Raw genomic sequence first — 25265 nt, 5'->3', positions numbered from 1 at the left:
TGATCTATAGGGAAAAGAAAGTTTCATAGAAATAATAATATGTGGATGGTTTTATTCTATAAAATCCGAGTGTTATTTTTGTTTTGAAAAGTGAGGGGGATGTATGGGTTTATTTTCTAGAGAAAGAAAAGTGTACTTTCAGCAAGATTGTAAAGAGAGAAATGACGAGATAGTTAAACAAAAAATATTGAGTAAAGCTTCAGCATCCGAATGTATAATAACTGGTGGAATGCTTGATGAAATAATATCTGCTGAAAGTACTGTTGAAATGATTAATGATACTTTACGTTCTGGATTTGTGAAAGAAGGAATGGAAGATTCCAGATATCCTAAACTTATGAGAGAAATTTCAAAAGTTTTATCCGTAAGTAATGTAAGTTTATTTCGCATGATTTTTTACTTTGACGTATATGAGATTCTTGTCGAAGTATCAAACACGACGAAAGCAATTATTCAATTTGAATCAGTAGATGAAGAGGTAAGAGATTCAACGTTTTCCGATATTAAAGTGATTGGTTTTATATATAGGAAAAAGTCCACTGATAAGGAAATTGAAAAAATATCAGAGTGGATGTTAGAGTTTAAAACATTGAGCGATAAGATAAAGGAACATAATGAAGCATTGCAAAAGAGATAGTTTTGAATAGTATATGGGGATGTGACATAAATAAAACCTTCTCTTCTCTTTAGAATGAGGAGGTTTTTCGTCCTCAAATCTATATATAATTAACTTAATATTTCGACATGTGATTTTCAGTTGGATCATTCTGTATTGGTAGTAGTTACGTTCTATAGTTCGCTTAGTTGCTATTTTGAAGGGTGAAATTTATTCAAAAGTTAATTTGTAAAGAGAGGAGGCTGTTAATTTGAATAAGGATCGAAATGGTTTGAAAACAGAGAAAAGTTTTTTTGAAAGGACAATAGTATCTATCTATAAAGCGTTAGAATTTATAATGAAATATACAATGATTCTAATAATAATAATGTCAATATTTGTGATAATCGCTGCTGTTTATTTTAAAATATATGAGGGTATAGGAGCGGGTGTATTCCTCTTAATCTCGTCATTATTTGCATATTTGGTATTTTTTAAGAAAAGTACAAATGGCTAAATTAATAGTGAAAATAAAATTTTAAAGATTAACTATAATACGTTATTTCAAGAGGGAAAGTTTTGAATATGGCATGAATGTATAACAGCAAGAAAATCTTCTCTTTTCGTTAAAATGAGGAGGTTTTTATTTTTAATCGACATGAGTTAAGTGACTGTAGTTAAAGGTGGGACAATTGGATGTGGAATATACAAGAGGGAGATTTAGATGGATTTCGAATGACATGTAGGAGGCGTTTAAGTCCTGAGGGTGCAACAGGGTTTATGCTAGGAACGATAATTTTTGATTCATTAGTGATGTTTTTTATTTTTTTAGCATTAATTAAAACAGGGTGGGATTACTATTCAAAACCGTTTGAGAAAGTAATTGTTAGTATGGAGCTTGTATTGTACAGCCTTCAACTAATTTTTTTAATACTATATTTATTTCCAAAAGCTCGTTTTAAATTTCAAAAGTTACAAACGCTCGTTGTATTATTATATGCATTTCAATTAGGTACAATAACATTTACAGCGGTAGTTCTTCCTGGAATGACTGACTATTCAATTGATCGAATGACTTTAATTTGTGTAGGGCTATTATTTTTAGGAGCAGTCATTGTCCATATTGTAGCAACAATTGATACATTTAAACAAGCGAGTGAAGGTGCGTTTAGTATGGATGAAAGAGCCATCACATTTTTTAGTAAAAGAAAAGGAGATGTGATGAAGTGGGCTACAATATATGAGCTAATCCTGCTTATTTTGATATGTTTTCATAATGATTATGGAATCGATGTTTTAGTTCTTTATGCGGTAGGTATTGTTTTACTGTATACAGTAGCCATTGGAGCGGTAGAATTCCAAATATTGGTGTACTGTAGATTCAAATCCAAGTCATTTAATATGACGTGGGAAGAGAATGAGAGAATGCGTGGGAGATTTCGAAAGCGAAATAAAAAATCCAAAACGAAAAGTAAATAAGAGTTAAATAGAATTTAAGTGTATGAGTATTATTTAAACTGTATAGAGGGTGAAAAGCCTGAATGTGGAATATAAAAGAAGTATTAATAAAGGACAACTACGATTCAAAGTAAGGGGTATGAATAGTAAAACATAGACGTAAGAAAAAGAAGAATTCAATACACGTAGAAAAAGTACCAAATAGGGTAGAACGCATTGGAAAAGAAGAGAAACCGAAAGAGGAGCAGAGTAACAAGTTTGTTGACATTCTCCTTGGTATTCTTCTTTTCCCACTTATTATATGGGCAGTATTAGAAGGTTCTAGGAGAAAGTTAAGTAAAAAGGCAACTCTTGTGGTTATAAGTGTTATTGTTTTCATCTTAGTTGGGGTAGTGATAATAGGAAACAAATAAAGGGGTATGTTATGAGTGAAAAGAAATTCATAAACTTAGAGAAAGACCCAGAGTATGTAGACGACTATGTTGTATTTAAGAGTACAAAGTTTGGAAAAACCTACTACTTAGATTCATCTGTGAAAGAGTTTACAGAGTATGAACTTGAAGAGTATATCATGAAACTTGAAGCATACAAGAAAAAGAGAAGGAAGAAGGCTTGGATGTATGTAGGTATTTTCGTCTTATTCTGTTTGGTCTTGTCAGTTATAGAGGGGTATCAAAACGATGAATTAGTTAAAAACGGCAAAGCAAAAGAGGTTATGGTTCTTGGGAAGCACATTGAAGAAGAGTATATCATATTGAAACACCCTACTTTAGAGTTGTTTGACAATAACAAAATGAAAAAGATATGGGTGAAACAGGAACTTTACGATAAGGTATATCCGACTGACAAGGTACGAATCATTGAGTACAAAGGTGAAGTTAAGTTAGACCCTAGATATGAAGATAGAGACTTAGTCATACAGAAGTATAAGTTTGGGAGGTAATTGTAATATGGTTGATTAAGGGGCATTTTATCAGCCTGCTATGGACCATATAAATGTACCTCCCATGAAGGACTTCCCGAAAGTTGAAGGATTTATAGCACTTTATTTCATGAATTTATTCATTCAACAGGCCATTCCAGCAGATTAAAGAGAGACGGAATCACTTCAGCGACAGTCAATTTTGGCTCAGAAGAATATTCAGAAGAGGAATTGGTTGCTGAAATTGGAGCGAGTATGTTAACTGGTTAGCAGGGTTCGTAGATATAACATTTGATAACTCAGCGGCTTATATACAGTCTTGGTTACGAGATTTAAGAGATGATAAAACAGTAATCGTTAAAGCAGCCAGTCAAGCACAGAAAGCAGTAGATTATATTTTAGGAGTTAGCTATAACGAAGCGGGTACGAAATGGTCAGGGCTTTTTCCTGCTAAGTGCAAGGGTTAAAATAAAGAGAGAAAGCAAGTACAGATCGTGTTGTATTCTGTATAGCGGTTACTTGTATATCGGGAAAATAAAATGTAAATATACGTTTATAGGATTGAAAAGGCTTTGAAGTTGGTAAAATATCGGATGTAGTTTTAAACATGTAATGTATAGAAAGGAAGTCAATTTTGAACTAGAAACATTATAAAAAGAGAGTGTGTGAATGTATGACAAGCACTCTCTTTTATTGGTAAAGGGGATTTTTTTACAAGGAAAGCGTTCAAAATTGATTTCCATACCCTTAATTACCTTCTTCTATACTATATCCGTATTGCTGCTTCTTCTCAATCCGCTCAATCACATCCTGAAGTTCATCAGGCTTCAAAAACTCAATAGGAGAGAAACCTTTTTCAAACGTAAGCGTATCCGCCTCAATCATCAATACATATTTATCATTAACTTTCGCAATATGAATCTGGTCTCCAAAATCTGCAAGCAAAGCCTTCACAGAAATATGGTCTGCCTTTAGTTTTAATTCTATCTCAGGGGTATGCTCCACAATTTGTGCTGTAGCTTCCATAACTTCTTCTGTTGTGAAATGCTCCATAATTTCACGCTTTGGGCTCGCAGCCCATACTTCCATCGCTTGGTCGAATTGTTCCCGTTCTTCTGTACCTTCTTCAAACACGTCTTCAATTTGGTCGTATACCATATCCATTACTTGTGTTTTCATAATTTCAGGCATGGAACGCCCGTATTCGACGGATTTTAAGAAATCCTCAAAGTAGCGAACGTGTGATGCTTGGTGGATTTTTAGTTCACCTACTTCCACGATTCCTTCTTCTGGCATGTATTTATGTGATATACGTTAATTCATGTATTATCATCGTTTATAGCACGATACACTAGACGTGGCAACATTCCGCTTAAATATTCATGATATTATCGAGTTTTTCCGAGACAGATTTTTGCATGTCAGGAAGACCGTGACTGTACGTATTAAGTGTCGTTTCGATATCGGAATGGCCTAAACGATCAGCGATTAATTTCAAGTTTACAGAAAAAGCTTATCGATACATCGTCCACATCCCGATATCTTTAAACCCTAATCGTTTATAAATTCGTCCAGCAGCTGGATTGTTATAAAATAAGCAAAGTGTTCGGCCTTCTTTCGTAAAGTCTTGAATCATTTTTTGTAATATGAGCGAAGCATATCCATTCCCGCGATAATTCGGGTGTGTACATACACCAACTACCATTGCGGATAATGAATTTTCAGCGGAAGTTGAGGCGGATGCGATGATTGCGCCGTCTTTTTCAATATAGTATGTACGTCCTGTATTTGTTTCAATAGCTTGCCTTAACATTTTCTCTGATTTATTAGCAGCTGGGAATTCAGCGATGTTATTTCGTAATTGCATAATTAGCTCTACATCATCTAGTGAGGCAAGTTTAATTGTTTCTTGAACAGGCGTGCTAGGTAAGTTGTTGTTATCTGGACATTCGCAAAAATACATTTCATTTTTGGCACCTAGTTGTATACTTGGAGCAGTTTCGAATCTTTCTACAATGTTTGACTTGCCAGAGAGTTTAAGCGGCTTATATACGGAAAGAAGTGCCTCATAGTCAGCGACCATAAACTCTCCTTTACTATACGGTATAAATGTATCGTGGAAGCGGAGTAAAATTGATTTTAATGTCCCGTTCTCTTTGAATGTTCCCCATAATTCTTGAAAAGCTGTATCATAACCGAAAGCTTCAATATCTCCAATAATAAATAAATTCATTGCTGCTTCTTCTTTTAGAAAAGAAAGTACTTGTTCATGATCATTTTGAGTTAATTTTTTGAGCATAGTAAACCGACCTCTTTTTATTTTTCTAAATATTATAACTTTTTATTTTTGAAATCAATATAAAATTTTATGTTTAGTTCACAAAGTTTCGGAAAAACTAGGAAAGATATGACAAAGGAGGTTATGAACGGTGGATCATCCAATTCAAGGATTAATGAAAGCAGCAATGGAAAATTTGAAGGAAATGGTCGATGTAAATACGATTGTTGGAGAGCCTGTTCAAACGGCTGACGGTGGTGTAGTGTTAACGGTTTCTAAAGTGGCGTTCGGTTTTGGAGCTGGAGGATCTGACTTCCAGACAAATGATGGACAAAGAGCGAACGGTACACCTGCATTTGGTGGCGGTAGTGCGGGTGGTGTTTCAATTACACCAGTAGCATTTCTAGTCGTGAATAAAGATGGGGTAAATATTCTTCATTTACAAAATGCGACACATTTAGCGGAAAAAATAATTGAATTAGCTCCACAAACAATCGATAAAATTCAATCGATGTTCCAAAAAGATGAAAAAAAAGAGGGGAATCATCACCCTCAAAATCCAGATGATATCCTTTAAAAACGCCTGCTTATGAGCAGGCGTTTTTTCTTGTAATCAGTATGTAATAAAACACATGAAATTGTAAATAGTTTTTGAAGTTTTTTCTATGTTTCTAAAATTTTTCATGTTAAAATATGCTATAGAATTGAAACATATAAAACGAAGGTGGCTAGGTGCTTTGTCTGGAGGATCTGACCAAGTAAAAAATATGATATATATTAATGGTAATCGTCGGGGTCATTGTTTTATTACATCAGGAATTACGTTTAAAGAGTTTGCAAGTAACATCCCTTCACCACTTCACCAAGTATTGCTTTTAAAGCATAATTTTGAGTGGACAGATTTTCATTATCATACTTTATTTGAATATGTCGAGGAAGAAAACATACATAAACTCATTCAAGCAGAGATTGATGAATTTGATGAATTTTGTTGGGTAGATTTTGATGATGCAAGCGATTTAGATGAACTAGAGCCAAAAGAAATTGCAGAGCTTTTATATTTGGCTCATAAAAAAGAACCACTTGCAAGAACATTCTTTCCGTTGTTGAAAAATAGATTTGTTTATTTTTCACATGATGACGGTTGGTACAACAAAGTGTATTACCGTAGAATCGGTGATTTTATAGGAATGCTAAGTAAAGTCATTCCTTATAAACTCGGTGCTTTCGGTAAGAAACGTTTTACTTTCTTCCAAAAATCAAAAATTTTCCCAGCAATTTCAAAGGAAGTTATCCTTGGGCTTATGCCGTTAATGGAAGATGGGTTATACATTGATTTAGCGGGGAAAATTGAGTCGAGAAGAGGTCTTGAAATTCCGGTATATGTAGTAGGATCATTCGAAAGTACGGATGAGGTACTAGATAATATTGATGAATTGAAAGCGGAAGCAACAGAAACGGGTTGGCTCATTTTTGATAAGAAAGAACAAGAGTGGCAATGGGTTGTAGACTAAGAAAACTTGGCGCATGAAGTCAAGTTTTCTTGTCTTTTGAAAGGAGAACAAATGAAGAAATATTATACAATTGTGGGTATTGTAAGTATTATTCTCGTGGCGATATTACTTATAACTTGTCCGAAAGAATCAGATTTTAAATTGTATTTAGAGGATAAGTATGCATTGAAATGTGACGAGAGTAGCTTTGAATGCACGCAAAATGTAGATGGAAAAAAAGAGAAATTACAGTTTGAAAGTATTGATGCACGAAATGGTGTTTTCTTTATGACTGTAAAGCAAACGTATAAAACAGAAGCTGGTGTTACGAAAGAATATAGCGGAGTAGGTATATTCGGTACATTTCTTTTTGTTTCAGAGAAGACTTTCTAGTAATAGAAGGTCTTTTTTTTATGCTTATGTTCATATAGATGAAGTAAGACAAGCATAGGAGGGGTATTGATGAAAAAGGGATGTATCGTTTGTGGTGGTGAGGAGTTTTTTTCTTCAACATTATATGCGCGTACGAAACAAGATTGGGCATATGCGCCAAACATGTACCGATTTGAAAAGGTGTTTATTGAGCATAGAGATGAAGAAAATTATCCAGTTTTTCAAGAAATTACAGCGAAGCATTGTTGTGGATGCGGTCATATCATGTTGTATCATGAATGAACACACCAAGTATAACTTGGTGTGTTTTTTTTAAAACGCTGATAAAGCAAGCGGATAGAGTAAAGTGAATAAAACAGAAAAACTGCCAAAACCAATTGCGGTATATCCAAGTGTTCTCGCTCCAAAATTGACAGCTAATAAGCCAACTAAAATAGCAAGGGAGCCGAGTGTAACAGGATAAAAAGCAATGGAGAATAACGAAAGAAATAATGCGACATAGCCTATCATTGCACCGGTATTTGTACCTTCTATTTCATTTGCAATTTCTTTGCGCTCATGTCTAATCGGAATACCAGCTGGAGATATTTCAGCTGCATACTCTTCTTTTTTTTCACCACTTTTAAAATGATGATTTCTCTTTCTTCGCATGTACATCCCTCTCTTTCAATTGGGTGTATCTATAGTATCTTTCATAAGGAACAGAACATGAGTATGAGTTAAACCCAAGTAAAGCAAAAATTGGAGAAAATAGATTCCGTTGTTATCTTGTTCATCCCGCTATTTGCGGGTAGTAAGACTCCCACCTCAAAATTCGGCTGGAGCAAAGAAGTTAGGTGGGAGTCAGGCTGCCCGTAAAAGCACGATTGGTGCCGGCTAATAATCAATGGGGGACGAACAAAAACCCCCCACTGATTAAAGGTTTCACTTTATCTCCTTATGAAGATAAACAGGAATTTTGGAACATGATGTAGAATGAAATGAAGGATAATACGTGAAGGTAGGGGAATGTATGACGAAGTTTAATTGGCATGAATCGGCAGAGAAAAAATGGGATAACAATGCAGAGTTTTGGAATCAAAATAGTCAAGAAATGTGGGATAGTGGGAGCAGGAGTACAATCATTCCATTTTTTGAGCAGTACGTGGAAAAAGAAGTACAAGTGTTAGATGTTGGCTGTGGTGATGGGTATGGTACATATAAATTAAGTCTTACTGGGTACAAAGCGGTTGGGGTGGACTTATCGGAAGTTATGATTCAAAAGGGTAAGGAACGCGGAGAAGGTCCAAACTTATCTTTTATAAAAGGTGATCTTTCTTCATTACCATTTGAAAATGAGAAATTTGAAGCAATTATGGCAATTAATTCTTTAGAATGGACCGAGGAGCCATTGCAAGCATTAAATGAAATAAAGCGTGTTTTAAAGAAAGATGGATACGCATGTATTGCAATTTTAGGACCGACAGCAAAACCGAGAGAGAACAGTTATCCTCGCCTATACGGAAAAGACGTTGTTTGCAATACGATGATGCCTTGGGAATTTGAACAGTTAGCAAAAGAACAAGGATTTGAAGTTGTAGATGGTACCGGCGTATATAAGCGTGGAGTAAATGAGAAGATGTTAGGTCAACTACCTACAGAGTTACAACAATCGTTAACGTTCTTATGGGTATTTATGTTAAAAAACGTATAACGAAATCAAAGAACTTTTAGGAGGTAAATAAGTGCAGAAAATACAAAAAACTGATACAATATCATCAGAACCAATTAAAGGGGGACTAGGGTATATGACAACTACTACAACAGTTAAATCTGATATTGAAATCGCACAAGAAGCAAGTATGAAGAAGATTCAAGAAATTGCAGCTAATTTAAATATTTTAGAAGAAGAACTAGAGCCATACGGACATTATAAAGGCAAGTTATCTCTTGATATTTTTAAGCGTTTACAAGATGAGAAAGACGGTAAAGTTGTTTTAGTAACAGCGATTAACCCAACTCCAGCAGGAGAAGGTAAATCAACAGTAACAGTTGGTTTAGGTCAAGCTTTTAATAAAATTGGTAAGAAAACAGTAATTGCACTTCGCGAACCATCTCTTGGACCAACAATGGGATTAAAAGGCGGAGCAGCAGGTGGCGGTTATTCTCAAGTAGTACCAATGGAAGACATTAACCTTCACTTTACTGGAGATATTCATGCGATTACAACTGCCAATAACGCATTAGCGGCGTTTATTGATAATCATATCCAACAGGGAAACACACTTGGAATTGATACGCGTAAAATCGTTTGGAAACGCTGTGTTGACTTAAATGATCGTGCCCTTCGTAACGTAGTAATTGGTCTTGGTGGACCAGTTCAAGGTGTACCACGTGAAGACGGTTTTGATATTACAGTAGCATCTGAAATTATGGCCGTATTCTGCCTTGCAACAGATATTCAAGATTTAAAAGCACGTTTATCTCGCATTGTTGTCGCTTATAACTTTGCAAATCAACCTGTAACGGTTAAAGATTTAGGCGTAGAAGGTGCGTTAACATTACTATTAAAAGACGCATTAAAACCGAACTTAGTACAAACGTTAGAAAATACACCAGCTATCATTCATGGCGGACCATTTGCGAATATCGCTCACGGTTGTAATAGTGTTATCGCTACAACAATGGCAGCAAAATTAGGCGATTATGTTATTACAGAAGCTGGATTTGGTGCTGATTTAGGTGCTGAGAAGTTTTTAGACATTAAAGCACGTGCAGCTGGTATTAAGCCAGAAGCGGTAGTTATTGTTGCAACTATTCGTGCGCTTAAAATGCACGGTGGTGTGGCGAAAGATCAATTAAAAGTAGAAAATGTAGATGCGTTAGCAAAAGGTATGGAGAACTTACAGAAGCATGTTGAAACAATTCAAAGCTTCGGTGTTCCATTCGTAATTGCAATTAACAAGTTTATTACAGATACAGATGTAGAAGTTGCTTACCTACAAGAATGGTGCAATGAGCGTGGCTATGCAGTATCCTTAACAGAAGTTTGGGAGAAAGGTGGCCAAGGCGGAGTTGACCTTGCTGAGAAAGTGTTAAAAGAAATTGACAAAGGTGAAAATAACTACGCGCCACTTTATGAATTAGAATTACCATTAGAAGAAAAAATTCGTACAATTGCTCAAAAAGTGTACGGCGCTAAAGATATTGAATTTGCTCCGAAAGCACGTAAGCAATTAGCTCAATTTGAAGGAGAAGGCTGGAGTAACCTACCAATATGTATGGCGAAGACACAATATTCTCTTTCTGATGATGCAACAAAACTAGGTCGTCCATCTGACTTTATTGTTACAATTCGCGAATTGAAACCATCAATTGGTGCAGGATTTATCGTTGCGTTAACAGGAACAATGTTAACAATGCCAGGTCTTCCAAAACAACCAGCTGCACTACAAATGGACGTAAATGAAGATGGAAAAGCAGTAGGTTTATTCTAAAAGGTTGTAATTTATCCCGTTTATCTGTAAACTGTATATACATCAAGTGGCGCCTTTCCATCGAAAGGCGCCTGTTTTTTGGAGGAAATTATGTTTGATCCAACTGCTTTTGAAAATTTAAAGGTAATCGTGGAAGGAGCTGTCTATGATTTCGATCTACATGGTGATATTCTTGTAACAGATCGAAAAGATGTGATGGACCTTGCTTCATTAAGTCGTATGTATAGTATTTCATTTCAACTAACAGAAACATTTAAAACGTTGGTAGAAGCAACATTTTCGCTATCTGTTGATGCAAAGAATTTATCAGGTGAAATATTAGAGGTACCTCAGTTTATACCAGGTTGTGAAATGAAGTTGGAATTTTCGTTCCCGATGGAACAACCAGAGGTAGGATGCCGCGAAATTGAAGCTGTATTGCAATCTATATGGGGAAAAGAGCGAATGATTTCGCAGAAAATTTCATACGAATATAATAAGCAAGCGATTTCATATCATAATAAGGTAGAGGTTCTATTTCAAAAAGCGATTACAGAAGACCATGTTGATGATTTAATAGCTGTTATTTCACACATGATAGAAACGGTGCGAACAATACAACATTTTCTTCAAAAATAGAGATAAAGGAGAAAAACAAATGATAAAAGATATGCAACCATTTTTACAACAAGCTTGGGAAAAGGCTGGTTTTAAAGAGTTTACTGAAATTCAAAAACAGGCGATTCCAACTATTTTAGAAGGACAAGACGTTATAGCTGAATCTCCAACTGGAACAGGAAAAACACTAGCGTACTTATTACCCCTTTTACATAAAATTAATCCTGAAGTAAAACAAGCTCAAGTTGTAATTGTAGCGCCAACTCGTGAACTTGTTATGCAAATTCATGAAGAAGTTCAAAAATTTACAGCGGGAACTGATATTTCAGGTGCATCTTTAATTGGTGGTGCAGACATTAAGCGCCAAGTAGAAAAATTAAAGAAACATCCGAGAGTAATTGTTGGTTCACCAGGACGTATTTTAGAATTGATTCGCATGAAAAAATTAAAGATGCATGAAGTGAAAACAATTGTATTTGATGAGTTCGATCAAATTGTAAAACAAAAGATGATGGGTGCTGTACTTGATGTAATTAAATCAACGATGCGCGATCGTCAATTAGTATTCTTCTCGGCGACAATAACAAAAGCTGCAGAAGAGGCGGCACGTGATTTGGCAACTGAGCCACAATTAGTTCGTGTAACACGTGCAGAGGCAAAGAGCCTAGTTGAACATACGTATATCGTTTGTGAACGTCGTGAAAAAAATGATTATATTAGAAGAGTTATGCATATGGGAAATGTAAGAGCAGTTGCCTTTTTAAATGATCCTTTCCGCTTAGATGAAATTACTCGGAAATTGCAATTCCGCAAAATGAAAGCAGCAGCTCTTCACGCAGAAGCGAACAAACAAGAACGTGAAGCAACGATGCGTGCATTCCGCAGCGGGAAATTAGAAATTTTACTTGCTACTGATATTGCAGCACGTGGATTAGATATCGATGATTTAACACACGTAATCCACTTAGAGTTACCAGACACAGTAGACCAATATATTCACCGCTCAGGACGTACGGGACGTATGGGCAAAGAAGGAACAGTCGTTTCTCTTGTAACAGAACAAGAAGAGCGCAAATTACTACAATTCGCGAAAAAATTAGGTATTGTGTTTACGAAACAAGAAATGTTCAAAGGAACATTTGTAGAATCGAAACCACCAGCACCAAAGAAAAAGAAACCAGCATTTACTGGGAAGAAAAAGCCTAGATAAATAAATGGAAAGACGTAACTATACGTAGTTACGTCTTTTTTGTTTGTAATTGAATAATAAAGGGAGTTTTATTAACGCTACTATAAGAAATATCGATAAAGGTGAAGTATTTCTCATTTAGTCTGTACAAGGAAATAATATAAAAAAGCCGAATATAAAACTGATATGAAATAATAAAAAGAAGGTACATGTATGGATAGGAAATTAGGAATGTTTTTAAATACGAAACATATTGAAGTAAACGAAGGGATACAAAAGGCGAGGGAATGGGATTTAAAATATATTCAATTATATGCTATGAATAGGAACTTCAACTTAGCTAATATTTCAAAGGTAGAATGGATTACTTTAAAGGAAAGTTTATCTCTTAATGGAATGAAAGTTCCATCATTAGCAATTAATTTTGGAGAAAATGGAATTGTAGGAACGGAAATTGACAGTGCAATAGATCAGTTTAAATATACTACTGACAAGGGGTTAGAACTCGGAGCAAGGATAATAACAGCTCATATTGGGAAAATTCCAGATGATGAAAAAAGTGAGTACTATAATAAAATGGAACGGGTTTGTGATGAGATAGGAGATTTAGTATTTAAATTTGGGGGAGTCTTCGCAATTGAGACGGGATCTGAAAAAGCGATAGTGTTAAAAAGATTTTTAGAAAATATAAACGCAAAAGGATTAGCTGTTAACTTTGACCCAGCAAATATAATAAGTGATGTAAATGAAAATCTGATAGAGAGTCTATTTCTCTTAAAAGAGTATGTAGTACAAACACACATTAAAGATTGTAAAGAAGTAAAAAGCAATGGTTCAAGTAAGTATATAGAAGTCGCAGCAGGAAATGGTGAAGTGGATTTTGATACATTCTTCAAGGCATTAGACGAAATTGGATTCGACGGGTATAACATGATTGAAAGAAATGATTATTTTGACCAACTTGACGGAATGAGCCAGTCGATCAATTTCGTAAAGAAGTACATATAAATTAAAAAGGAATAACAATAGTAATTGTAGAAAGCTACATAGAATATAAAAACCATTAGGAGGAAAACCAATGATTCATAAAGTCGGAAAAATTATGTTATATGTAAATAATCAAGATGAGGCAGTAGATTTTTGGACAGAAAAAGTAGGGTTTCATGTAATTGCAGAGGAAGATAACAAACAAGGAATGAGATGGATTGAAATCGCTCCAACTAACGATGCAGAAACGAGCATTATACTACATAATAAAGAAGTTATTTCTAAAATGAGTCCAGAATTGAATCTTGGTACACCGTCTTTAATGTTCTTCTCAGAAAATCTGGAACAACTATATACAGATTTAACAAATAAAAATGTTACAGTTGGCGAAATGGTAACAATGCCTTCAGGTAAAGTGTTTAACTTTGCTGATAGTGAAGGGAATTATTTTGCGGTTATGGAAAAGAACAAATAATGATATTGTTATGTCAAAATCCCCCTTATATATAATGAGGGGGATTAAATGTTTGAAGTGGATTTTTCATTAGAGAGTTGTTTGATAAAAAATGTCCCTTTTTCAATAGCTGTCTCAATATAACCAACGATTTGATCAAACGTAAAAACCTGTAGGTCTTCATACAAATGTTGCTCGGGGTACAGCATATCTTCAAAAAGATATTTTCGAAAAGCCAAAACGTTCTCTTTAGAAACCTCTTCGATGTCCACAATGTGAGCTTCTTGATTAAGAAGAGAAAAGAGCTGTTGTTCTTTATCGTAATGATGCAACAATTGTGCGTTCAATAATTTAAAATCGTTATAGTACATAGGTGCGATGGTTTCGTCGTTCTCAATTCTGTTTTTTAGCCAGGGTAGAAAAAATCCACTTAGCCAATTATCATCGGCAATGAGATGCGTATAATAGCCTAAAAGAAAAGGGGAGTCTATATGCTCTTCATATTTATGAATAAATGATTCGTAATCTATTCTTCTTGTATAGTTTTTCGTTGTACCAGCGTAAAAATGTGAAGTTCCTTTTTCTTCTTTTGAATGAACAGCATCAGGAGCTACACCACCAAGTAAGAAAGAAGTTTTATCTTGAATAGAAAGTTTCTTAGCAATACCGTTAGCGATAATGATATGCATAATTCGTGATCCCATGAATAACACCTCTATTTCATGTATTCATTTTAGGAAGCTGTTTGAACGTGTAGTATTACTTTCCCTGTACTTTGTCTACTTTCGACCCATTCATGTGCTTTCCCTGCATCTTGAAGAGGAAAAGATTTCGTAGCTTTAATTTGTAAACTTCCATCGCGTAAATAACGGAAAACTTGATTCGCAGTTTCTTGAAGCAATTCAGGACGTTTTTTCCGTGTAGTGCCAAAGCTGAAACCGAGTATAGAACGGCAACTTGCGTGTAAATCTTTCGTTTGAAAATTACCAACTTCTCCGCTAGCATTGCCGAAATGGACGAGACGACCGTAATAAGCAAGGCATTCTAAACTTCTTTCGGACACAGTACCAGAAATAGAATCTAAAACAATATTAACGCCTTCTCCGTGTGTAAGCTGAGTTACCCTCTCTACAAAATCTTCATCTTGATGACAAATAACATAATCAGCGCCAGCATCTAAAGCAATTTTTCTTTTTGCTTCACTTCCGACAGTCCCGATTGCTTTTTTAGCCCCTAATAATTTTGCGAGTTGAATCGCGGTAGTACCAATTCCTCCAGCAGCGGCATGAATTAGAACAGATTCACCTTGTTGAAGTCTTGCAACATTTACAAGTAAATTATAGCTTGTAAAAGATACGATAGGACAAGCGGCGGCGGTTTGAAAGCCGACTTCATCAGGTAAAATGAAAGTAAGATTTTCGTTTGCGACTACATATTCAGCGTAAGAGCCGTTTTGAGGAAAAGCAATGACACGCTGGCCAGGATAAATGTTTTTTACATGAGAACCGACTTGTTCTACAATACCAGCTGCATCTATCCCTGGAATAAAAGGTAAGGCCTTGTTTCCTTTTTTTCCATAACGTGATTTAATATCGGCAAAATTAACACTAGTAGCAACAATGCGAATTAAAACTTGATTATCTGAAATGGCTGGAATATCCACATCTGTATATTGCATCACTTCAGGACCACCGAAAGAAGTTACAACGATAGCTTTCATCATATATCCCCCTAAATTTTACTATATAAATCATTTTAAAGCTTTATTAGGAAATGGAAAATTATATAATTGTTATGCAAGGTTATAAGTGAATCTTATGAAGTTATTAGATCATTATATTAACGTATATAAAAAAATTTTTGAAAAAATCGAACGAAATATCATTTACTTGCCAATATATAGTGTAGAACAAAGGAGGGATGATACATGAAGGATGAAACAGTGTATATAGATTTAATCCAATTAACTTTATCGGGCAATAAAGAAGCGTATAGCGAATTGTATGATAAAACGATTCAAGAAGTATATAAGACAGCACATTTTTTAATAGAGGATAAAACAGATGTAGATGATGTCGTTCAAGAAATATACATACAGCTATATGAAGCGCTTCGTAAATACGATAGCGAGAAGCCATTTCGTCCTTGGCTAATCGGACTTGCGATTAAACAAATTCATTCTTATAGAAGAAAGAGGTGGATGCGACTGCGTATTGTAAAAAAAGCAGAAGAGCAAAGAAAACCAGTACAAGTTGATTTTTCTAACGATGTTGTAAGTAAAATATCAAATCAAAAACTAATCGAACTCATTCATAAATTACCATATAAACTGAAGCAAGTTATTATTTTAAGATACTTACACGATTACTCCCAAGAAGAAGTAGCGCAAATATTACATATTCCAATTGGGACTGTGAAATCTAGAATTCATTCGGCATTAAAGAAACTACGTCAAAAAGAGCAAGTAGAAGAAATCTTTTTAGGAGAGGTAGGGAATGTGAAATGAGTTTAAATTGTAGAGTTAGAGAATCTATACAAGAAGAAGCGAAGGGGGTTATTGCCCCGCCGGAGTTAAAAGAAAAAGTAATCGTGCAAATAAAAATGAAGCGCGGAGGGAGTAAAAGGAAGAAACGTCTTATCGCCGGAGTGCTTGCAGCAGCACTTTTAATCCCGACGACTGGTTTTGCTTATCAATCTATTATGGCGGATGGTATATACGGATCTTTTGAGAATTTAAAAAAACATGCCGGAGCGATGACATTAGAAGCGTATATGCGTTTTAATGCAAAATTATCACAAGCGAAAGATGAAATGGGTGCGAAGGAATATGAAGAGTTTACAACAGAACTAAAGAAATTAACAAATGCAAAGCTTGAGTATGGAGATTCGAACGGTAATATTGATTATGATCAGTTATCATCAGCTAAAAAAGAGGAAATGAAAAAGGTAGAAATGGAGCTTCAACCGTATTTTGATAAATTGAATGGCCATAAATCTAGTAAAGAAGTGTTAACTCCAGAAGAGTATGAACAATATATGGAAGCATTAATGTCATATCAAACCGTATTAGTAAAAACGAAATCAAGTGGTGGGATAACAGTAGACGAAGTACCTGAGGCGTACAAAGACAGATTTATTAAAGCGGAGCAGTTTATGGAGTATGTAGATGAAAAGGTGCGATAAGTAGAAAAGCTCATAGCTTTAGCTTTGAGCTTTCTTAATTGAAGCGTAAAGATATTAACCACCTATTCCTTTTGCTATCAATAGGAAATATACAACTACCAGTATTACTCCATTTAATGCAGTACCAAGTATTCCGAATAACCAATTTTTTGATGCTATCGCAAATATAATTCCGAGGAATGAAAGTATACTGAGAATCATAATAAGTAACGATAAATTCGCATTAGGCCCTCTTAAAATAAAGAAAGAAAATACACTTGCGATAAATGTTAGAAACGAGAAAGCCCCTAATTTATAAATAATAAATCTCCCTTGGTTGAAATGTATTTTGACTTAGCGCACGATTTTCTTTAGTTTAACATAAATTTCCTATTACCAATTAAATATATGAACAATAAAAAACGAGTATAAAATCTATGCGATTTCATACTCGTTTTGTTATTACTTAAATTTCCTTACCGCATGTATAGCAACTCTCACAAGGAGTATTGCACTTATAAATAAACCACCATAACCAACGACACTTAAAAATTGATTATTAGGTTCTTTTGTATACAAGTCAGGGACAGAATTACCTTGACTTGCTTAATAAAGTGAAAGTGGGAAATCACTTAGTTATATTCCTTACTATTCTCCTTGTCTTTTTGTATAAAACAATCTAAAAGCGAGTAACCAGCTATTAAACTAATAATGGTAACGAAAGTTGTATTCACAAGAATAATATTAGCTAAATAAGGTAAGTATTCGCCAAGTGGTGAAAAGAGTAGAGCTGGGGAAAAGGAAATTAATATTGTAGGCACTGTAATAGCAATAAATTTATCCGGCTGAAAGCTCCAGTTTTGTTTACTCGTTGCGTGATTAATAGATTGAAGGAATCGTAATAAAATGCCGACCAAAAGAGGGAAGAGTGTAAAGTAGAATAATCTTGGATAAACGTTAAAGTTCACCTGCGCGTCTGTATCTAAATAAAATTGAATTTTTACTCCAACAAATAATAATAAGACGATAAATAATGTAAAGCAGAGATATTGAATCACTTTTTGCATTTTATTCCACCATCCTTTATTAAAAAATATATTCAAGGAGCGAAGATATATACGATAATGGCGTTGTATATATCTTCGTTTTCTATTAGTTAATTATGGATTTTGTTTGCTTCGTTAAGTAATCAATAATTCCCATCGCGCTAATCTCTAAATCAAGATGTAAAATGTTATAAACAGAATGATTTGATGGAACGTTTAGTTCTGTAAGATGAGTGGAGACTTTCTCCATTAGTAAAGATTGTAATGCCTTAGTAGCCTCATCAAAATTAGTATGTTTTTGAAAAACTTCATTTCCAGTATTAACGAAAATAGGTAACCAATGTTCCAGTTGGTTATATACTTCTGTAACATGAGATGATGCACCGTAATGACCGAAATAAATAGTATCTACATTCATGCTTTGAATATGATTTTTAGAAGCAATCATCGCATCGGGCTGAAATTGCGAAGGGGACGTTGATGGTAAATATAACTCTACACCAAGGTCTGCAAGCTCTCTATAATAAATTCCGATTGTATCACCAGTAAAAATGCCGTTTGTTAATGAATCATGAATGCTAATATGGTGCTTCGCATGCCCTGGTGTATCATAAAATGTAAGGATGCGGTTTTCTGAAATCTTTAATGTATCATCATTTTGGACAATATGAACACGTTTTTCTTCAATTGGAAGAATTGGATCAAAAAGTTTATCGAAATCTTCTTTGTACACAGCTTTTGCGCCTAAAATGAGTTTTGTTGGATCAATCATATGACGAGCACCGCGAGAATGCACATATAAAGTAGCATTTGGGCACTTTTCCATCATTAAACCAGCTGCCCCAGCGTGATCTAAATGGACATGTGTAACGATAATGTTTTTTACATCGTTTAAATCAATATGTAATTGCTGTAAGCCGTCTAAAATATAGGGAAGAGAAGGGGCCGCACAAGTTTCAATTAAAGTAATATCGTCACCTAATAAAACATACGTACCTGTTCGTTCATTGTGTTGTAAGTCGTAATCATCAATAAGATATAGGTGAGAAGACAATTGTTCTACTTTTTTCATACTTACCACTCCTTATATACGGTATGTATCTATTATACGCTAAAAATAGAAAAAGACAGAAAACGAAAGCTCGTCTTTTGCCTTTTTGTAATGTTGTTATTTAGTTTGTCCTTTACTAATAGACATAATGAAAAGTCCAACAATGCCGCCAACGATCGGAAGCATAATCTCTCCTGCTAAATTAAAGTAGGAGCTTAAGAATAAACCATTTACATCGATTACCCATCCAGTAACATACAATAACATCATATATAGTACGAAATAAAACTCGCGATTTGAAATCGTTTCACGTTGTGCAGTTTTCATAATGAACACCATCCTTTTCTATTATAATAGAATATAAACTGTCACATTTTGTTCACAATTCAATTGTAAAACTTTCCATTATAAAAGTCTAGTAGTTTGTGTCGAATTCTCGAACGTAAATAAAGCGCTATCATTTTGGCGTGTAAGTATGTAATAGAAGCTGTATATTCACGAATGTAGTATAGTATAAACATAGAATGATAGTGTAGAGAGGGGTAGGAACAATGACAGTTCATGATTTTTCAGCTAAAACAATAACAGGAGAAGATAAATCGTTAAAAGATTACGAAGGAAAAGCACTTCTTATTGTAAATGTAGCTAGTAAATGTGGATTTACACCGCAGTATAAAGGGTTACAAGAAGTATATGATAAATATAAAGACCAAGGACTAGAAATACTCGGTTTCCCTTGTAATCAATTTGGAGGACAAGAACCGGGAACGGAAGCTGATATTACTAGTTTTTGTGAATTGAACTACGGTGTAAACTTCCCGATGTTTGCAAAAGTTGATGTGAAAGGTGACAAGGCTCATCCTCTGTATACATACATGACAGAACAAGCACCAGGTTTACTCGGTATGAAAGCAGTAAAATGGAACTTTACTAAGTTTCTAATCGGAAAAGACGGGAAAGTAGTAGGGCGTTTTGCACCGCAGACGAAGCCGGTGGATTTAGAGGTGGAGATTGAGAAGGTGCTTGGGGAATAATTAGGAGTTAGCTATCTTTTATTATGTTTATTAAGAAAACACCTCAAAGAACAAAGTAGCTCTTAGTCTTTGAGGTGTTTTCTTTAAACTCATATTATCAAGATTAAATCACTGTATCGAATTCATTTGATTTAGGTAGAGAAGCTGCTTTTTTCATAAGCACTTCCCATAAGTGTACGGATTTCTTCCATTCGGCTGCGGTCTGTCCGTTTTGATACATAGCGTTCTCATAACTGAAAGTAAGTTGTTGCATATCGGCCGAGTTGTAAAGTGTATCGATGCGGAGAGCGTATTCTCGGAATGTTTGACTTTCACCCCGTGGTATGCCAATTCTCGCAAACTGTTTTAAAAGAGCACCATAAGCTTTTGGATAAACAGCATCATCTTTTCGATATTTATAGAAAAGAATAATAAAAAATGTAATCCATTTCATTCTAGTGGTGAAGAGAATGTATCCTATAATACTAATCGGTATCGTAGAGAGGAATACGTACCACCAAGAAAATCCATTTTTAGAATTTGTGATCTTTTTAGTAGGAGCTTCTTCTGTATTTTCTATTAAACTTTTGAGCTTTGCTTCATTATTCCGTTTGTGTATTTGCTCGTTATTAGAATTATTTGCTTCGCTATTTTGTGAAATAGGAGCAGGCGTATTATTTATAAAATTATAGGGATTGGTAAATCCTTTTGTTGGTTCGAATGGAATCCATCCGTATCCTGGAAAATATACTTCGACCCAAGAGTGTGCGTTATTGTTCGCGATTGTATAAACATTCTCACCTTCACCTTCAGCAATTGTATTCTCAAGAGTTCCTTCTGTATAGCCTTTTACCCAGCGTGCTGGAATCCCAGCAGAACGAAGTAACACAATCATAGACGTCGAAAAATTATTACAGTATCCGCTTTTTGTATCGAAAAGGAATTGATCTACATAATCTTGGTTTTTTGCAGGAAATAAGACATTCGTTGTTTCATATACAAAAGAATGGTCTGAGAAGTAATTTTCAATAGCTAATACTTTATCATACCGGTTGTCTTTATTATTTGTAAGATTGACAGCCAAGTCTTTTACTCGCTGCGGTAATGATTCGGGAAGTTGTGTGTACTTTGTCATGAAATAAGAACTCGCTTCATGGCCTTCATTCGTTTTTACAGTTTTCAAGCTTTCTATGGGAAACTCCGGGATCTCGTATGTTACTTTATACGAATTTAAAGTAGTAGAAGAGTCTCCGTGCATCGTATAGATTTTTTCTGAAAATGGGTCAACACTGTATGATACATCAGAAGAAGTCTCAACTGATACTAATCCTGCTGGATAGGTAAGGTGAGGATCACTTTTTTGCATGGTGATGGTTGCTTCGGTTGTTTCCGTTTTTGTATTTTGTTCGTACCAACTCAAGACGTCGTTTTTATTTTTAAAAGAAACCTTTTTCGGCTTTTCAGAAACCTCCCAGCCTTTTCCTGTATAAAAATCTTTTGTTTCTACTCTCCAATATTGTTTGTTTTGCGTTTGTGCTGTAAGAACAATTGTATTATCCGCCTTAAAAGGACCGCCTAATTGCGAGTCATCTAAACCATACCCAATTGTAGAAACTTCTTGTTTTTTACTTGCTTCGGATGTGTTGAATTTTAAAAAATTCATTGGGTTTGGCCATTGAGGGCCGAATTTTGGAGCAAAGTATGCGATGGTTGCTGACAATACAATAAATATTGTAAGAGGTCTAAGTAATTTTGAGATTTCTCTAGCATAATTTTGTAAGTGTTCCATCTCTTTTATTCGTTCTATTCGAAGAAGACTAAGTATAAAAAAGCCGATGACAACAGTACGAATAATAGCGTAGTTTGCATTGTATAAATGTAAGTTATGAAAAGTTGTGATATAAATAATAGTCAATACAAGAAATAACAACCCACGTTTTTTATGAATCATCCAAAAAGAGATGAAAGAACTCAAAAACCAAAATGATAGAAAAAATAAAATTGTTGGAAAAACTGGAGAAATATCTAGCAAATTCCCTTGGAAAAACAGGGAGAAATTTCGAGAAAGATCAGAAAAAAATGTTGTTAGCCAAAATGGATTTATAAAAGAATTTTTATAATACAAGGAATGAACGATGAATAAGATTGTGACGATCTTTATTGGAATTTTCCACCTCGTTTGAAAAAAAGAGAGAGTGAAGCAAATTCCTATAAATATTACAAAAATATCTAATCTACCTACGTTTGTAATACCTATAAGGGGTCTTAGCCATTCTAGTAAAAGAAGAAGTGCACATACATGCATGAAGAATCTGCTCATATCCCATCGGTATTTTGTTTGTAATGTTATCATATGCTCACCTCAAAAAACACGTTTGTATACCGATTTTCATAAACCGCGTTTACAAATATTTTTCGTTTTTGTAGAGTTTCTAGTATACTTAGTTCTCGATGTGAGAGTTGATTCGCTTTTTCTTTCACGACAAACACCATTAATTTTCTATTTTTTATAGCAGCACAGTCAGCCGCCTTTTGAATATCGGGAGAAAGATCGCTTGTCACGAGTATAATCGTTACGGGCTGATACATTTTTCTTAATTCCATTTCTACACTCTGGGAGAGCGGGAATACACTGTCTGCTTGTACTTTCGCTAAATGACAAAAGATTTGTTGCAACTGAGTATCTCCATTGTCTAATGGGAAAATAGTTCGTTCTTTTCCGACAGACACGAATGACGCTGGTGAATTTTGCTTCAAGACAGCCCTCACAATAGAGGCAGTAAACGTTACGACTGATTCGAATAGAGGGGACTCGGTTCTGTCCATAAATATCATGATATTATTGCTGCGCTGTTGTTCAAACTCTTTCGTCATAATATTGTTTGTTCGTGCAGTTGCTTTCCAATCAATCCATGAAAAGCGGTCACCAGGTTTATATTCTCTGACACCGACAGAGACTGTAGAGTCTTTTGCTGAATTTATATTTGCTGAAAGCGCTCCTTGTTCGAAATGATTTTCCAATTGTCGATACGTTATATCTACATACTGGGGATAGACTAAAAATGTATCTGGAACTGAAAAAGTTACTTCTTTCTCTATCATACCGAATAAATCGCCAGTTTTGACACGTACGCTTAAAAAAGTGTGCTCTCCTCTAGGGATTGTATCAATAACATATTGAAACGAAATATTTCGTTTCAATCCTGGAAAGAGTATGACCTTATTCATCTTTGCTTGTCTACAACTTGTAAATGGTGGTGGCAGTTCATCTTCTATAACTAAATAAAGTAAGGGGAAAGGGAATTTTCTTTTTATTGTAATCGTGCTTACAAATTGTTCTCCTGCTGCATATTTATTTTGGTTTGTTATTCGTTTTACTTCAACGTCCCGTAAAGCATAGAAGGGGAGTAGTAGTGAATAAAGGCCAATAGGAATCGTACTGTAAAACAAAAACCAACTTACAAATCCTCCTTGAAGCATAGCGTACACAAATGTTAAGACTACGCATAAAGGGATTAGCAATAACTTCGTAACGTGATATAGTGCTCGTAGTAGTCGCTTCATCAAAGGTTCTTCGTCCTTTGAGTCGGCACGGTAGTTCGTGCAACGATTTTGGCGATAACTTGTTCTCCTGTTATTCCTTCAAATCTTGCTTCCATTTTTAGAATGAGTCTGTGAGCTAAAACGTAAGGAGCTAAAAATTTAACATCGTCTGGAATAACATAATTTCTGCCATGGATGAATGCATAAGCCTGTGAAGCTTTCATTAAAGCAATTGAGCCACGTGGACTTGCACCTAGCTGTATAGAACTATAAGAACGAGTCTGATTAACAAGCTTTACAATGTAATGCTTGATTGCTTTGTCCATACTTATTTCCCGTACGCTTTGTTGTAAATAAAGTAATTCTTTTATTGTTGTAATAGCTTGTAAATGGGAGAGTGGGTTTGTTTTTTCCATCCGGTTTAAAATTTCAAATTCTTCTTCGGGTGTAGGATATCCCATTTTTAGCTTCAACAAGAAACGATCGAGTTGAGCTTCTGGTAAAGGATATGTTCCCTCATATTCGACCGGATTTTGTGTAGCCATGACAAAGAAAGGTTTTGGTAACGATCTTGTAATGCCATCTATTGTGATAGTGCCTTCTTCCATACTTTCAAGTAAGGCAGATTGTGTCTTTGGAGATGTACGATTAATTTCATCAGCAAGTACAAAATTCCCCATAATTGGTCCAGGCTTGAACTCAAATTGGAGTTCTTTTGGATTATAAATAGAAACACCTGTTACATCTGACGGCAATAAATCAGGTGTGAATTGAATCCGCTTGTAATCGGCGTCAATTGATTTAGAAAGAGTGCGTACTAGCATTGTTTTTCCGACACCGGGAACATCTTCTAATAGTACATGACCTTCAGCTAAAAGAGCTGTCATGGTTAAAATCGTTTCTTTTCGTTTTCCGACCATTAATTTTTCAATATTGTTGATTATTTTTTCTACAATGGGATGTAATGAATCAAGCTGGGGCATCGTAATCCTCCTAATTTTATTATCTTTTTCTAATTCATTTTTATGTTAAAGAAAATGAGTTCCTTCATTTTAATGCAGTATGATAGTAATCTAAGAGGTAAGTAGTAATGGTTTATATAAGTTCATATTGAGAACTTATATAAATAGGGAAAAACTTAAATGATAAAAAATCATGGTGATATACTTTATACTTTCTATGTCCTTAAAGGTAATCCTACTCATAATTTTATGAATATTCAGATTATATATGCAGATTACATTTAGTATAATTGTTTCCGTAATTAAGAGCAATACAGTAAATAATGATTTGTAGTTTTATCCCTCTATTTGCGGGCTGATTAAAGTTTCACTTTATATAAAATACGTCTTGATAATAGTATCGTTGAAGAAAAGTAAATTCCTTATAGCATTATTGAAGTAGTATCAAAACTCTTTTTAATATATTTATATAAAAACGTAGGAATTTCTCCTGCGTTTTTTCTTATGCAAAAAAAGGTGAATCCTCCAAATACTATTCTCCTAATAAGCTCACGGCTGACCGAAATCCTCACAACAAAACAAAGTAATCTTTACTTACAAATGTTTCCCCTTAAACCGATTTCCAAATGAATTTATGACAATCTCT

General features: G+C 34.8%; 31 protein-coding genes and 2 pseudogenes. 20 read left to right on the top strand and 13 right to left on the bottom strand.

Annotated features, from left to right (window positions below; all coding sequences use genetic code 11):
* Positions 1-103 precede the first annotated feature (103 nt).
* The 7 genes from ACFWDE_RS15260 to ACFWDE_RS15230 all read left to right on the top strand — a co-directional run bounded on the left by ACFWDE_RS15260 (position 104) and on the right by ACFWDE_RS15230 (position 3442).
* The gene (locus ACFWDE_RS15260; protein WP_377893180.1) at positions 104-637 is read left to right on the top strand and encodes a hypothetical protein; all 534 of its coding nucleotides are present in this window, start codon (positions 104-106) and stop codon (positions 635-637) included.
* Positions 638-866: 229 nt separating this feature from the next.
* A complete protein-coding gene (locus ACFWDE_RS15255; RefSeq protein ID WP_377893179.1) occupies positions 867-1112 on the top strand; it encodes a hypothetical protein in 246 nt (81 codons plus the stop codon).
* 179 nt (positions 1113-1291) lie between these two features.
* On the top strand, positions 1292-2074 hold the full coding sequence (locus ACFWDE_RS15250; protein WP_377893177.1) for a hypothetical protein: 783 nt from the start codon (positions 1292-1294) through the stop codon (positions 2072-2074).
* A gap of 122 nt (positions 2075-2196) precedes the next feature.
* Positions 2197-2466 (top strand): hypothetical protein, encoded by a 270-nt coding sequence (locus ACFWDE_RS15245; protein ID WP_377893198.1) that lies wholly within the window; start codon positions 2197-2199, stop codon positions 2464-2466.
* Positions 2467-2477: 11 nt separating this feature from the next.
* Positions 2478-2996: a hypothetical protein gene (locus ACFWDE_RS15240; RefSeq protein ID WP_377893175.1), complete on the top strand. Its 519-nt coding sequence runs from the start codon at positions 2478-2480 to the stop codon at positions 2994-2996.
* A gap of 90 nt (positions 2997-3086) precedes the next feature.
* Positions 3087-3245: a zincin-like metallopeptidase domain-containing protein gene (locus tag ACFWDE_RS15235; RefSeq protein WP_377893196.1), complete on the top strand. Its 159-nt coding sequence runs from the start codon at positions 3087-3089 to the stop codon at positions 3243-3245.
* Between the two features lie 14 nt (positions 3246-3259).
* Entirely contained in the window at positions 3260-3442 is a 183-nt protein-coding gene (locus tag ACFWDE_RS15230; RefSeq protein WP_377893194.1) for a hypothetical protein, read from the top strand.
* A 280-nt stretch (positions 3443-3722) separates the two neighbouring features.
* Here ACFWDE_RS15230 and ACFWDE_RS15225 read toward each other — a convergent pair.
* The 3 genes and pseudogenes from ACFWDE_RS15225 to ACFWDE_RS15215 form a co-directional block, all read right to left on the bottom strand.
* A pseudogene (locus ACFWDE_RS15225) lies at positions 3723-4286 on the bottom strand (DUF3898 domain-containing protein); the annotation flags it as partial.
* Positions 4287-4347: 61 nt separating this feature from the next.
* Positions 4348-4482, bottom strand: a pseudogene (locus ACFWDE_RS15220) (site-specific integrase); the annotation flags it as partial.
* 6 nt (positions 4483-4488) lie between these two features.
* Positions 4489-5274: a GNAT family N-acetyltransferase gene (locus tag ACFWDE_RS15215; RefSeq protein WP_377893174.1), complete on the bottom strand. Its 786-nt coding sequence runs from the start codon at positions 5272-5274 to the stop codon at positions 4489-4491.
* 130 nt (positions 5275-5404) lie between these two features.
* Here ACFWDE_RS15215 and ytfJ point away from each other — a divergent pair, with 130 nt between their 5' ends.
* The 4 genes from ytfJ to ACFWDE_RS15195 all read left to right on the top strand — a co-directional run bounded on the left by ytfJ (position 5405) and on the right by ACFWDE_RS15195 (position 7421).
* Complete coding sequence (ytfJ, locus tag ACFWDE_RS15210) at positions 5405-5830, top strand: GerW family sporulation protein (protein ID WP_070142179.1); 426 nt, start codon at positions 5405-5407, stop codon at positions 5828-5830.
* A 160-nt stretch (positions 5831-5990) separates the two neighbouring features.
* Positions 5991-6767 carry a hypothetical protein gene (locus ACFWDE_RS15205; protein WP_002148453.1) on the top strand — a complete coding sequence of 259 codons (777 nt, stop codon included), beginning with the start codon at positions 5991-5993 and terminating at the stop codon, positions 6765-6767.
* Positions 6768-6818: 51 nt separating this feature from the next.
* Positions 6819-7139, top strand: a complete 321-nt coding sequence (locus ACFWDE_RS15200) for a hypothetical protein (RefSeq protein ID WP_105586633.1) — start codon at positions 6819-6821, stop codon at positions 7137-7139.
* A gap of 69 nt (positions 7140-7208) precedes the next feature.
* Positions 7209-7421 carry a hypothetical protein gene (locus tag ACFWDE_RS15195; RefSeq protein WP_002012518.1) on the top strand — a complete coding sequence of 71 codons (213 nt, stop codon included), beginning with the start codon at positions 7209-7211 and terminating at the stop codon, positions 7419-7421.
* Between the two features lie 30 nt (positions 7422-7451).
* Here ACFWDE_RS15195 and ACFWDE_RS15190 read toward each other — a convergent pair whose 3' ends face one another.
* Positions 7452-7790, bottom strand: a complete 339-nt coding sequence (locus ACFWDE_RS15190; protein ID WP_098775925.1) for a permease — start codon at positions 7788-7790, stop codon at positions 7452-7454.
* A 361-nt stretch (positions 7791-8151) separates the two neighbouring features.
* On the opposite strand from ACFWDE_RS15190, the gene ACFWDE_RS15185 reads away from it, so the two are divergent.
* The 6 genes from ACFWDE_RS15185 (at position 8152) to ACFWDE_RS15160 (ending at position 13863) form a co-directional block, all read left to right on the top strand.
* The gene (locus ACFWDE_RS15185) at positions 8152-8832 is read left to right on the top strand and encodes a class I SAM-dependent methyltransferase (protein WP_033717918.1); all 681 of its coding nucleotides are present in this window, start codon (positions 8152-8154) and stop codon (positions 8830-8832) included.
* Positions 8833-8926: 94 nt separating this feature from the next.
* Positions 8927-10615, top strand: a complete 1689-nt coding sequence (locus ACFWDE_RS15180) for a formate--tetrahydrofolate ligase (protein WP_377893192.1) — start codon at positions 8927-8929, stop codon at positions 10613-10615.
* Between the two features lie 90 nt (positions 10616-10705).
* Entirely contained in the window at positions 10706-11233 is a 528-nt protein-coding gene (locus ACFWDE_RS15175; protein ID WP_142395873.1) for a hypothetical protein, read from the top strand.
* Positions 11234-11252: 19 nt separating this feature from the next.
* Positions 11253-12422 (top strand): DEAD/DEAH box helicase, encoded by a 1170-nt coding sequence (locus ACFWDE_RS15170; protein WP_341306961.1) that lies wholly within the window; start codon positions 11253-11255, stop codon positions 12420-12422.
* 192 nt (positions 12423-12614) lie between these two features.
* Positions 12615-13409, top strand: a complete 795-nt coding sequence (locus tag ACFWDE_RS15165; protein WP_377893170.1) for a sugar phosphate isomerase/epimerase family protein — start codon at positions 12615-12617, stop codon at positions 13407-13409.
* A gap of 70 nt (positions 13410-13479) precedes the next feature.
* A complete protein-coding gene (locus tag ACFWDE_RS15160) occupies positions 13480-13863 on the top strand; it encodes a VOC family protein (RefSeq protein ID WP_377893169.1) in 384 nt (127 codons plus the stop codon).
* A gap of 44 nt (positions 13864-13907) precedes the next feature.
* Here the strand turns inward: ACFWDE_RS15160 and ACFWDE_RS15155 are convergent, their stop codons facing one another.
* Both ACFWDE_RS15155 and ACFWDE_RS15150 read right to left on the bottom strand, forming a co-directional pair.
* Positions 13908-14546, bottom strand: a complete 639-nt coding sequence (locus tag ACFWDE_RS15155; protein ID WP_002148431.1) for a zinc dependent phospholipase C family protein — start codon at positions 14544-14546, stop codon at positions 13908-13910.
* A gap of 29 nt (positions 14547-14575) precedes the next feature.
* On the bottom strand, positions 14576-15562 hold the full coding sequence (locus ACFWDE_RS15150) for a quinone oxidoreductase family protein (protein WP_377893165.1): 987 nt from the start codon (positions 15560-15562) through the stop codon (positions 14576-14578).
* Positions 15563-15769: 207 nt separating this feature from the next.
* Here ACFWDE_RS15150 and ACFWDE_RS15145 point away from each other — a divergent pair, with 207 nt between their 5' ends.
* Together ACFWDE_RS15145 and ACFWDE_RS15140 are read left to right on the top strand one after the other, a co-directional pair.
* A complete protein-coding gene (locus ACFWDE_RS15145; RefSeq protein WP_377893164.1) occupies positions 15770-16348 on the top strand; it encodes a sigma-70 family RNA polymerase sigma factor in 579 nt (192 codons plus the stop codon).
* Positions 16345-17025, top strand: coding sequence for a DUF3600 domain-containing protein (locus ACFWDE_RS15140; protein WP_377893162.1), 681 nt, complete (start codon positions 16345-16347; stop codon positions 17023-17025). The genes ACFWDE_RS15145 and ACFWDE_RS15140 overlap by 4 nt, the downstream gene beginning before the upstream one ends.
* A 54-nt stretch (positions 17026-17079) precedes the next feature.
* On the opposite strand, the gene ACFWDE_RS15135 is transcribed toward ACFWDE_RS15140, so the two are convergent.
* The 4 genes from ACFWDE_RS15135 to ACFWDE_RS15120 all read right to left on the bottom strand — a co-directional run bounded on the left by ACFWDE_RS15135 (position 17080) and on the right by ACFWDE_RS15120 (position 19428).
* Positions 17080-17325 carry a hypothetical protein gene (locus ACFWDE_RS15135; protein WP_375370725.1) on the bottom strand — a complete coding sequence of 82 codons (246 nt, stop codon included), beginning with the start codon at positions 17323-17325 and terminating at the stop codon, positions 17080-17082.
* 311 nt (positions 17326-17636) lie between these two features.
* Positions 17637-18071 (bottom strand): hypothetical protein, encoded by a 435-nt coding sequence (locus ACFWDE_RS15130; protein WP_377893160.1) that lies wholly within the window; start codon positions 18069-18071, stop codon positions 17637-17639.
* An 85-nt stretch (positions 18072-18156) separates the two neighbouring features.
* Positions 18157-19122, bottom strand: a complete 966-nt coding sequence (locus tag ACFWDE_RS15125; protein ID WP_377893159.1) for an MBL fold metallo-hydrolase — start codon at positions 19120-19122, stop codon at positions 18157-18159.
* A gap of 96 nt (positions 19123-19218) precedes the next feature.
* A complete protein-coding gene (locus ACFWDE_RS15120) occupies positions 19219-19428 on the bottom strand; it encodes a DUF3925 family protein (RefSeq protein ID WP_002148418.1) in 210 nt (69 codons plus the stop codon).
* 224 nt (positions 19429-19652) lie between these two features.
* On the opposite strand from ACFWDE_RS15120, the gene bsaA reads away from it, so the two are divergent.
* On the top strand, positions 19653-20135 hold the full coding sequence (gene bsaA, locus ACFWDE_RS15115) for a glutathione peroxidase (RefSeq protein ID WP_377893158.1): 483 nt from the start codon (positions 19653-19655) through the stop codon (positions 20133-20135).
* A 103-nt stretch (positions 20136-20238) separates the two neighbouring features.
* Here the strand turns inward: bsaA and ACFWDE_RS15110 are convergent, their stop codons facing one another.
* From ACFWDE_RS15110 to ACFWDE_RS15100, 3 genes are read right to left on the bottom strand one after another with little or no spacing between them, the layout of a single operon-like run.
* On the bottom strand, positions 20239-22467 hold the full coding sequence (locus ACFWDE_RS15110; RefSeq protein WP_377893157.1) for a transglutaminase TgpA family protein: 2229 nt from the start codon (positions 22465-22467) through the stop codon (positions 20239-20241).
* Positions 22464-23678 carry a DUF58 domain-containing protein gene (locus ACFWDE_RS15105; protein WP_377893190.1) on the bottom strand — a complete coding sequence of 405 codons (1215 nt, stop codon included), beginning with the start codon at positions 23676-23678 and terminating at the stop codon, positions 22464-22466. The genes ACFWDE_RS15110 and ACFWDE_RS15105 overlap by 4 nt, the downstream gene beginning before the upstream one ends.
* Positions 23678-24640, bottom strand: coding sequence for an AAA family ATPase (locus ACFWDE_RS15100; RefSeq protein ID WP_377893155.1), 963 nt, complete (start codon positions 24638-24640; stop codon positions 23678-23680). Before ACFWDE_RS15100 ends, ACFWDE_RS15105 begins: the two co-directional genes overlap by 1 nt.
* Positions 24641-25265 lie beyond the last annotated feature (625 nt).

Source organism: Bacillus sp. NPDC060175 (assembly GCF_042728695.1).
Classification (GTDB): domain Bacteria; phylum Bacillota; class Bacilli; order Bacillales; family Bacillaceae_G; genus Bacillus_A.
This window is presented reverse-complemented; position numbering and strand designations above follow the sequence as displayed.

Coding starts and splice junctions, on each gene's coding strand:
- ACFWDE_RS15260 (WP_377893180.1), top strand. CDS start 104: ATGGGTTTATTTTCTAGAGAAAGAAAAGTGTACTTTCAGCAAGATTGT.
- ACFWDE_RS15250 (WP_377893177.1), top strand. CDS start 1,292: ATGTGGAATATACAAGAGGGAGATTTAGATGGATTTCGAATGACATGT.
- ACFWDE_RS15240 (WP_377893175.1), top strand. CDS start 2,478: ATGAGTGAAAAGAAATTCATAAACTTAGAGAAAGACCCAGAGTATGTA.
- ACFWDE_RS15215 (WP_377893174.1), bottom strand. CDS start 5,274: ATGCTCAAAAAATTAACTCAAAATGATCATGAACAAGTACTTTCTTTT.
- ACFWDE_RS15200 (WP_105586633.1), top strand. CDS start 6,819: ATGAAGAAATATTATACAATTGTGGGTATTGTAAGTATTATTCTCGTG.
- ACFWDE_RS15195 (WP_002012518.1), top strand. CDS start 7,209: ATGAAAAAGGGATGTATCGTTTGTGGTGGTGAGGAGTTTTTTTCTTCA.
- ACFWDE_RS15190 (WP_098775925.1), bottom strand. CDS start 7,790: ATGCGAAGAAAGAGAAATCATCATTTTAAAAGTGGTGAAAAAAAAGAA.
- ACFWDE_RS15185 (WP_033717918.1), top strand. CDS start 8,152: ATGACGAAGTTTAATTGGCATGAATCGGCAGAGAAAAAATGGGATAAC.
- ACFWDE_RS15180 (WP_377893192.1), top strand. CDS start 8,927: ATGACAACTACTACAACAGTTAAATCTGATATTGAAATCGCACAAGAA.
- ACFWDE_RS15175 (WP_142395873.1), top strand. CDS start 10,706: ATGTTTGATCCAACTGCTTTTGAAAATTTAAAGGTAATCGTGGAAGGA.
- ACFWDE_RS15170 (WP_341306961.1), top strand. CDS start 11,253: ATGATAAAAGATATGCAACCATTTTTACAACAAGCTTGGGAAAAGGCT.
- ACFWDE_RS15165 (WP_377893170.1), top strand. CDS start 12,615: ATGGATAGGAAATTAGGAATGTTTTTAAATACGAAACATATTGAAGTA.
- ACFWDE_RS15160 (WP_377893169.1), top strand. CDS start 13,480: ATGATTCATAAAGTCGGAAAAATTATGTTATATGTAAATAATCAAGAT.
- ACFWDE_RS15155 (WP_002148431.1), bottom strand. CDS start 14,546: ATGGGATCACGAATTATGCATATCATTATCGCTAACGGTATTGCTAAG.
- ACFWDE_RS15150 (WP_377893165.1), bottom strand. CDS start 15,562: ATGAAAGCTATCGTTGTAACTTCTTTCGGTGGTCCTGAAGTGATGCAA.
- ACFWDE_RS15145 (WP_377893164.1), top strand. CDS start 15,770: ATGAAGGATGAAACAGTGTATATAGATTTAATCCAATTAACTTTATCG.
- ACFWDE_RS15140 (WP_377893162.1), top strand. CDS start 16,345: ATGAGTTTAAATTGTAGAGTTAGAGAATCTATACAAGAAGAAGCGAAG.
- ACFWDE_RS15130 (WP_377893160.1), bottom strand. CDS start 18,071: ATGCAAAAAGTGATTCAATATCTCTGCTTTACATTATTTATCGTCTTA.
- ACFWDE_RS15125 (WP_377893159.1), bottom strand. CDS start 19,122: ATGAAAAAAGTAGAACAATTGTCTTCTCACCTATATCTTATTGATGAT.
- ACFWDE_RS15120 (WP_002148418.1), bottom strand. CDS start 19,428: ATGAAAACTGCACAACGTGAAACGATTTCAAATCGCGAGTTTTATTTC.
- bsaA (WP_377893158.1), top strand. CDS start 19,653: ATGACAGTTCATGATTTTTCAGCTAAAACAATAACAGGAGAAGATAAA.
- ACFWDE_RS15110 (WP_377893157.1), bottom strand. CDS start 22,467: ATGATAACATTACAAACAAAATACCGATGGGATATGAGCAGATTCTTC.
- ACFWDE_RS15105 (WP_377893190.1), bottom strand. CDS start 23,678: ATGAAGCGACTACTACGAGCACTATATCACGTTACGAAGTTATTGCTA.
- ACFWDE_RS15100 (WP_377893155.1), bottom strand. CDS start 24,640: ATGCCCCAGCTTGATTCATTACATCCCATTGTAGAAAAAATAATCAAC.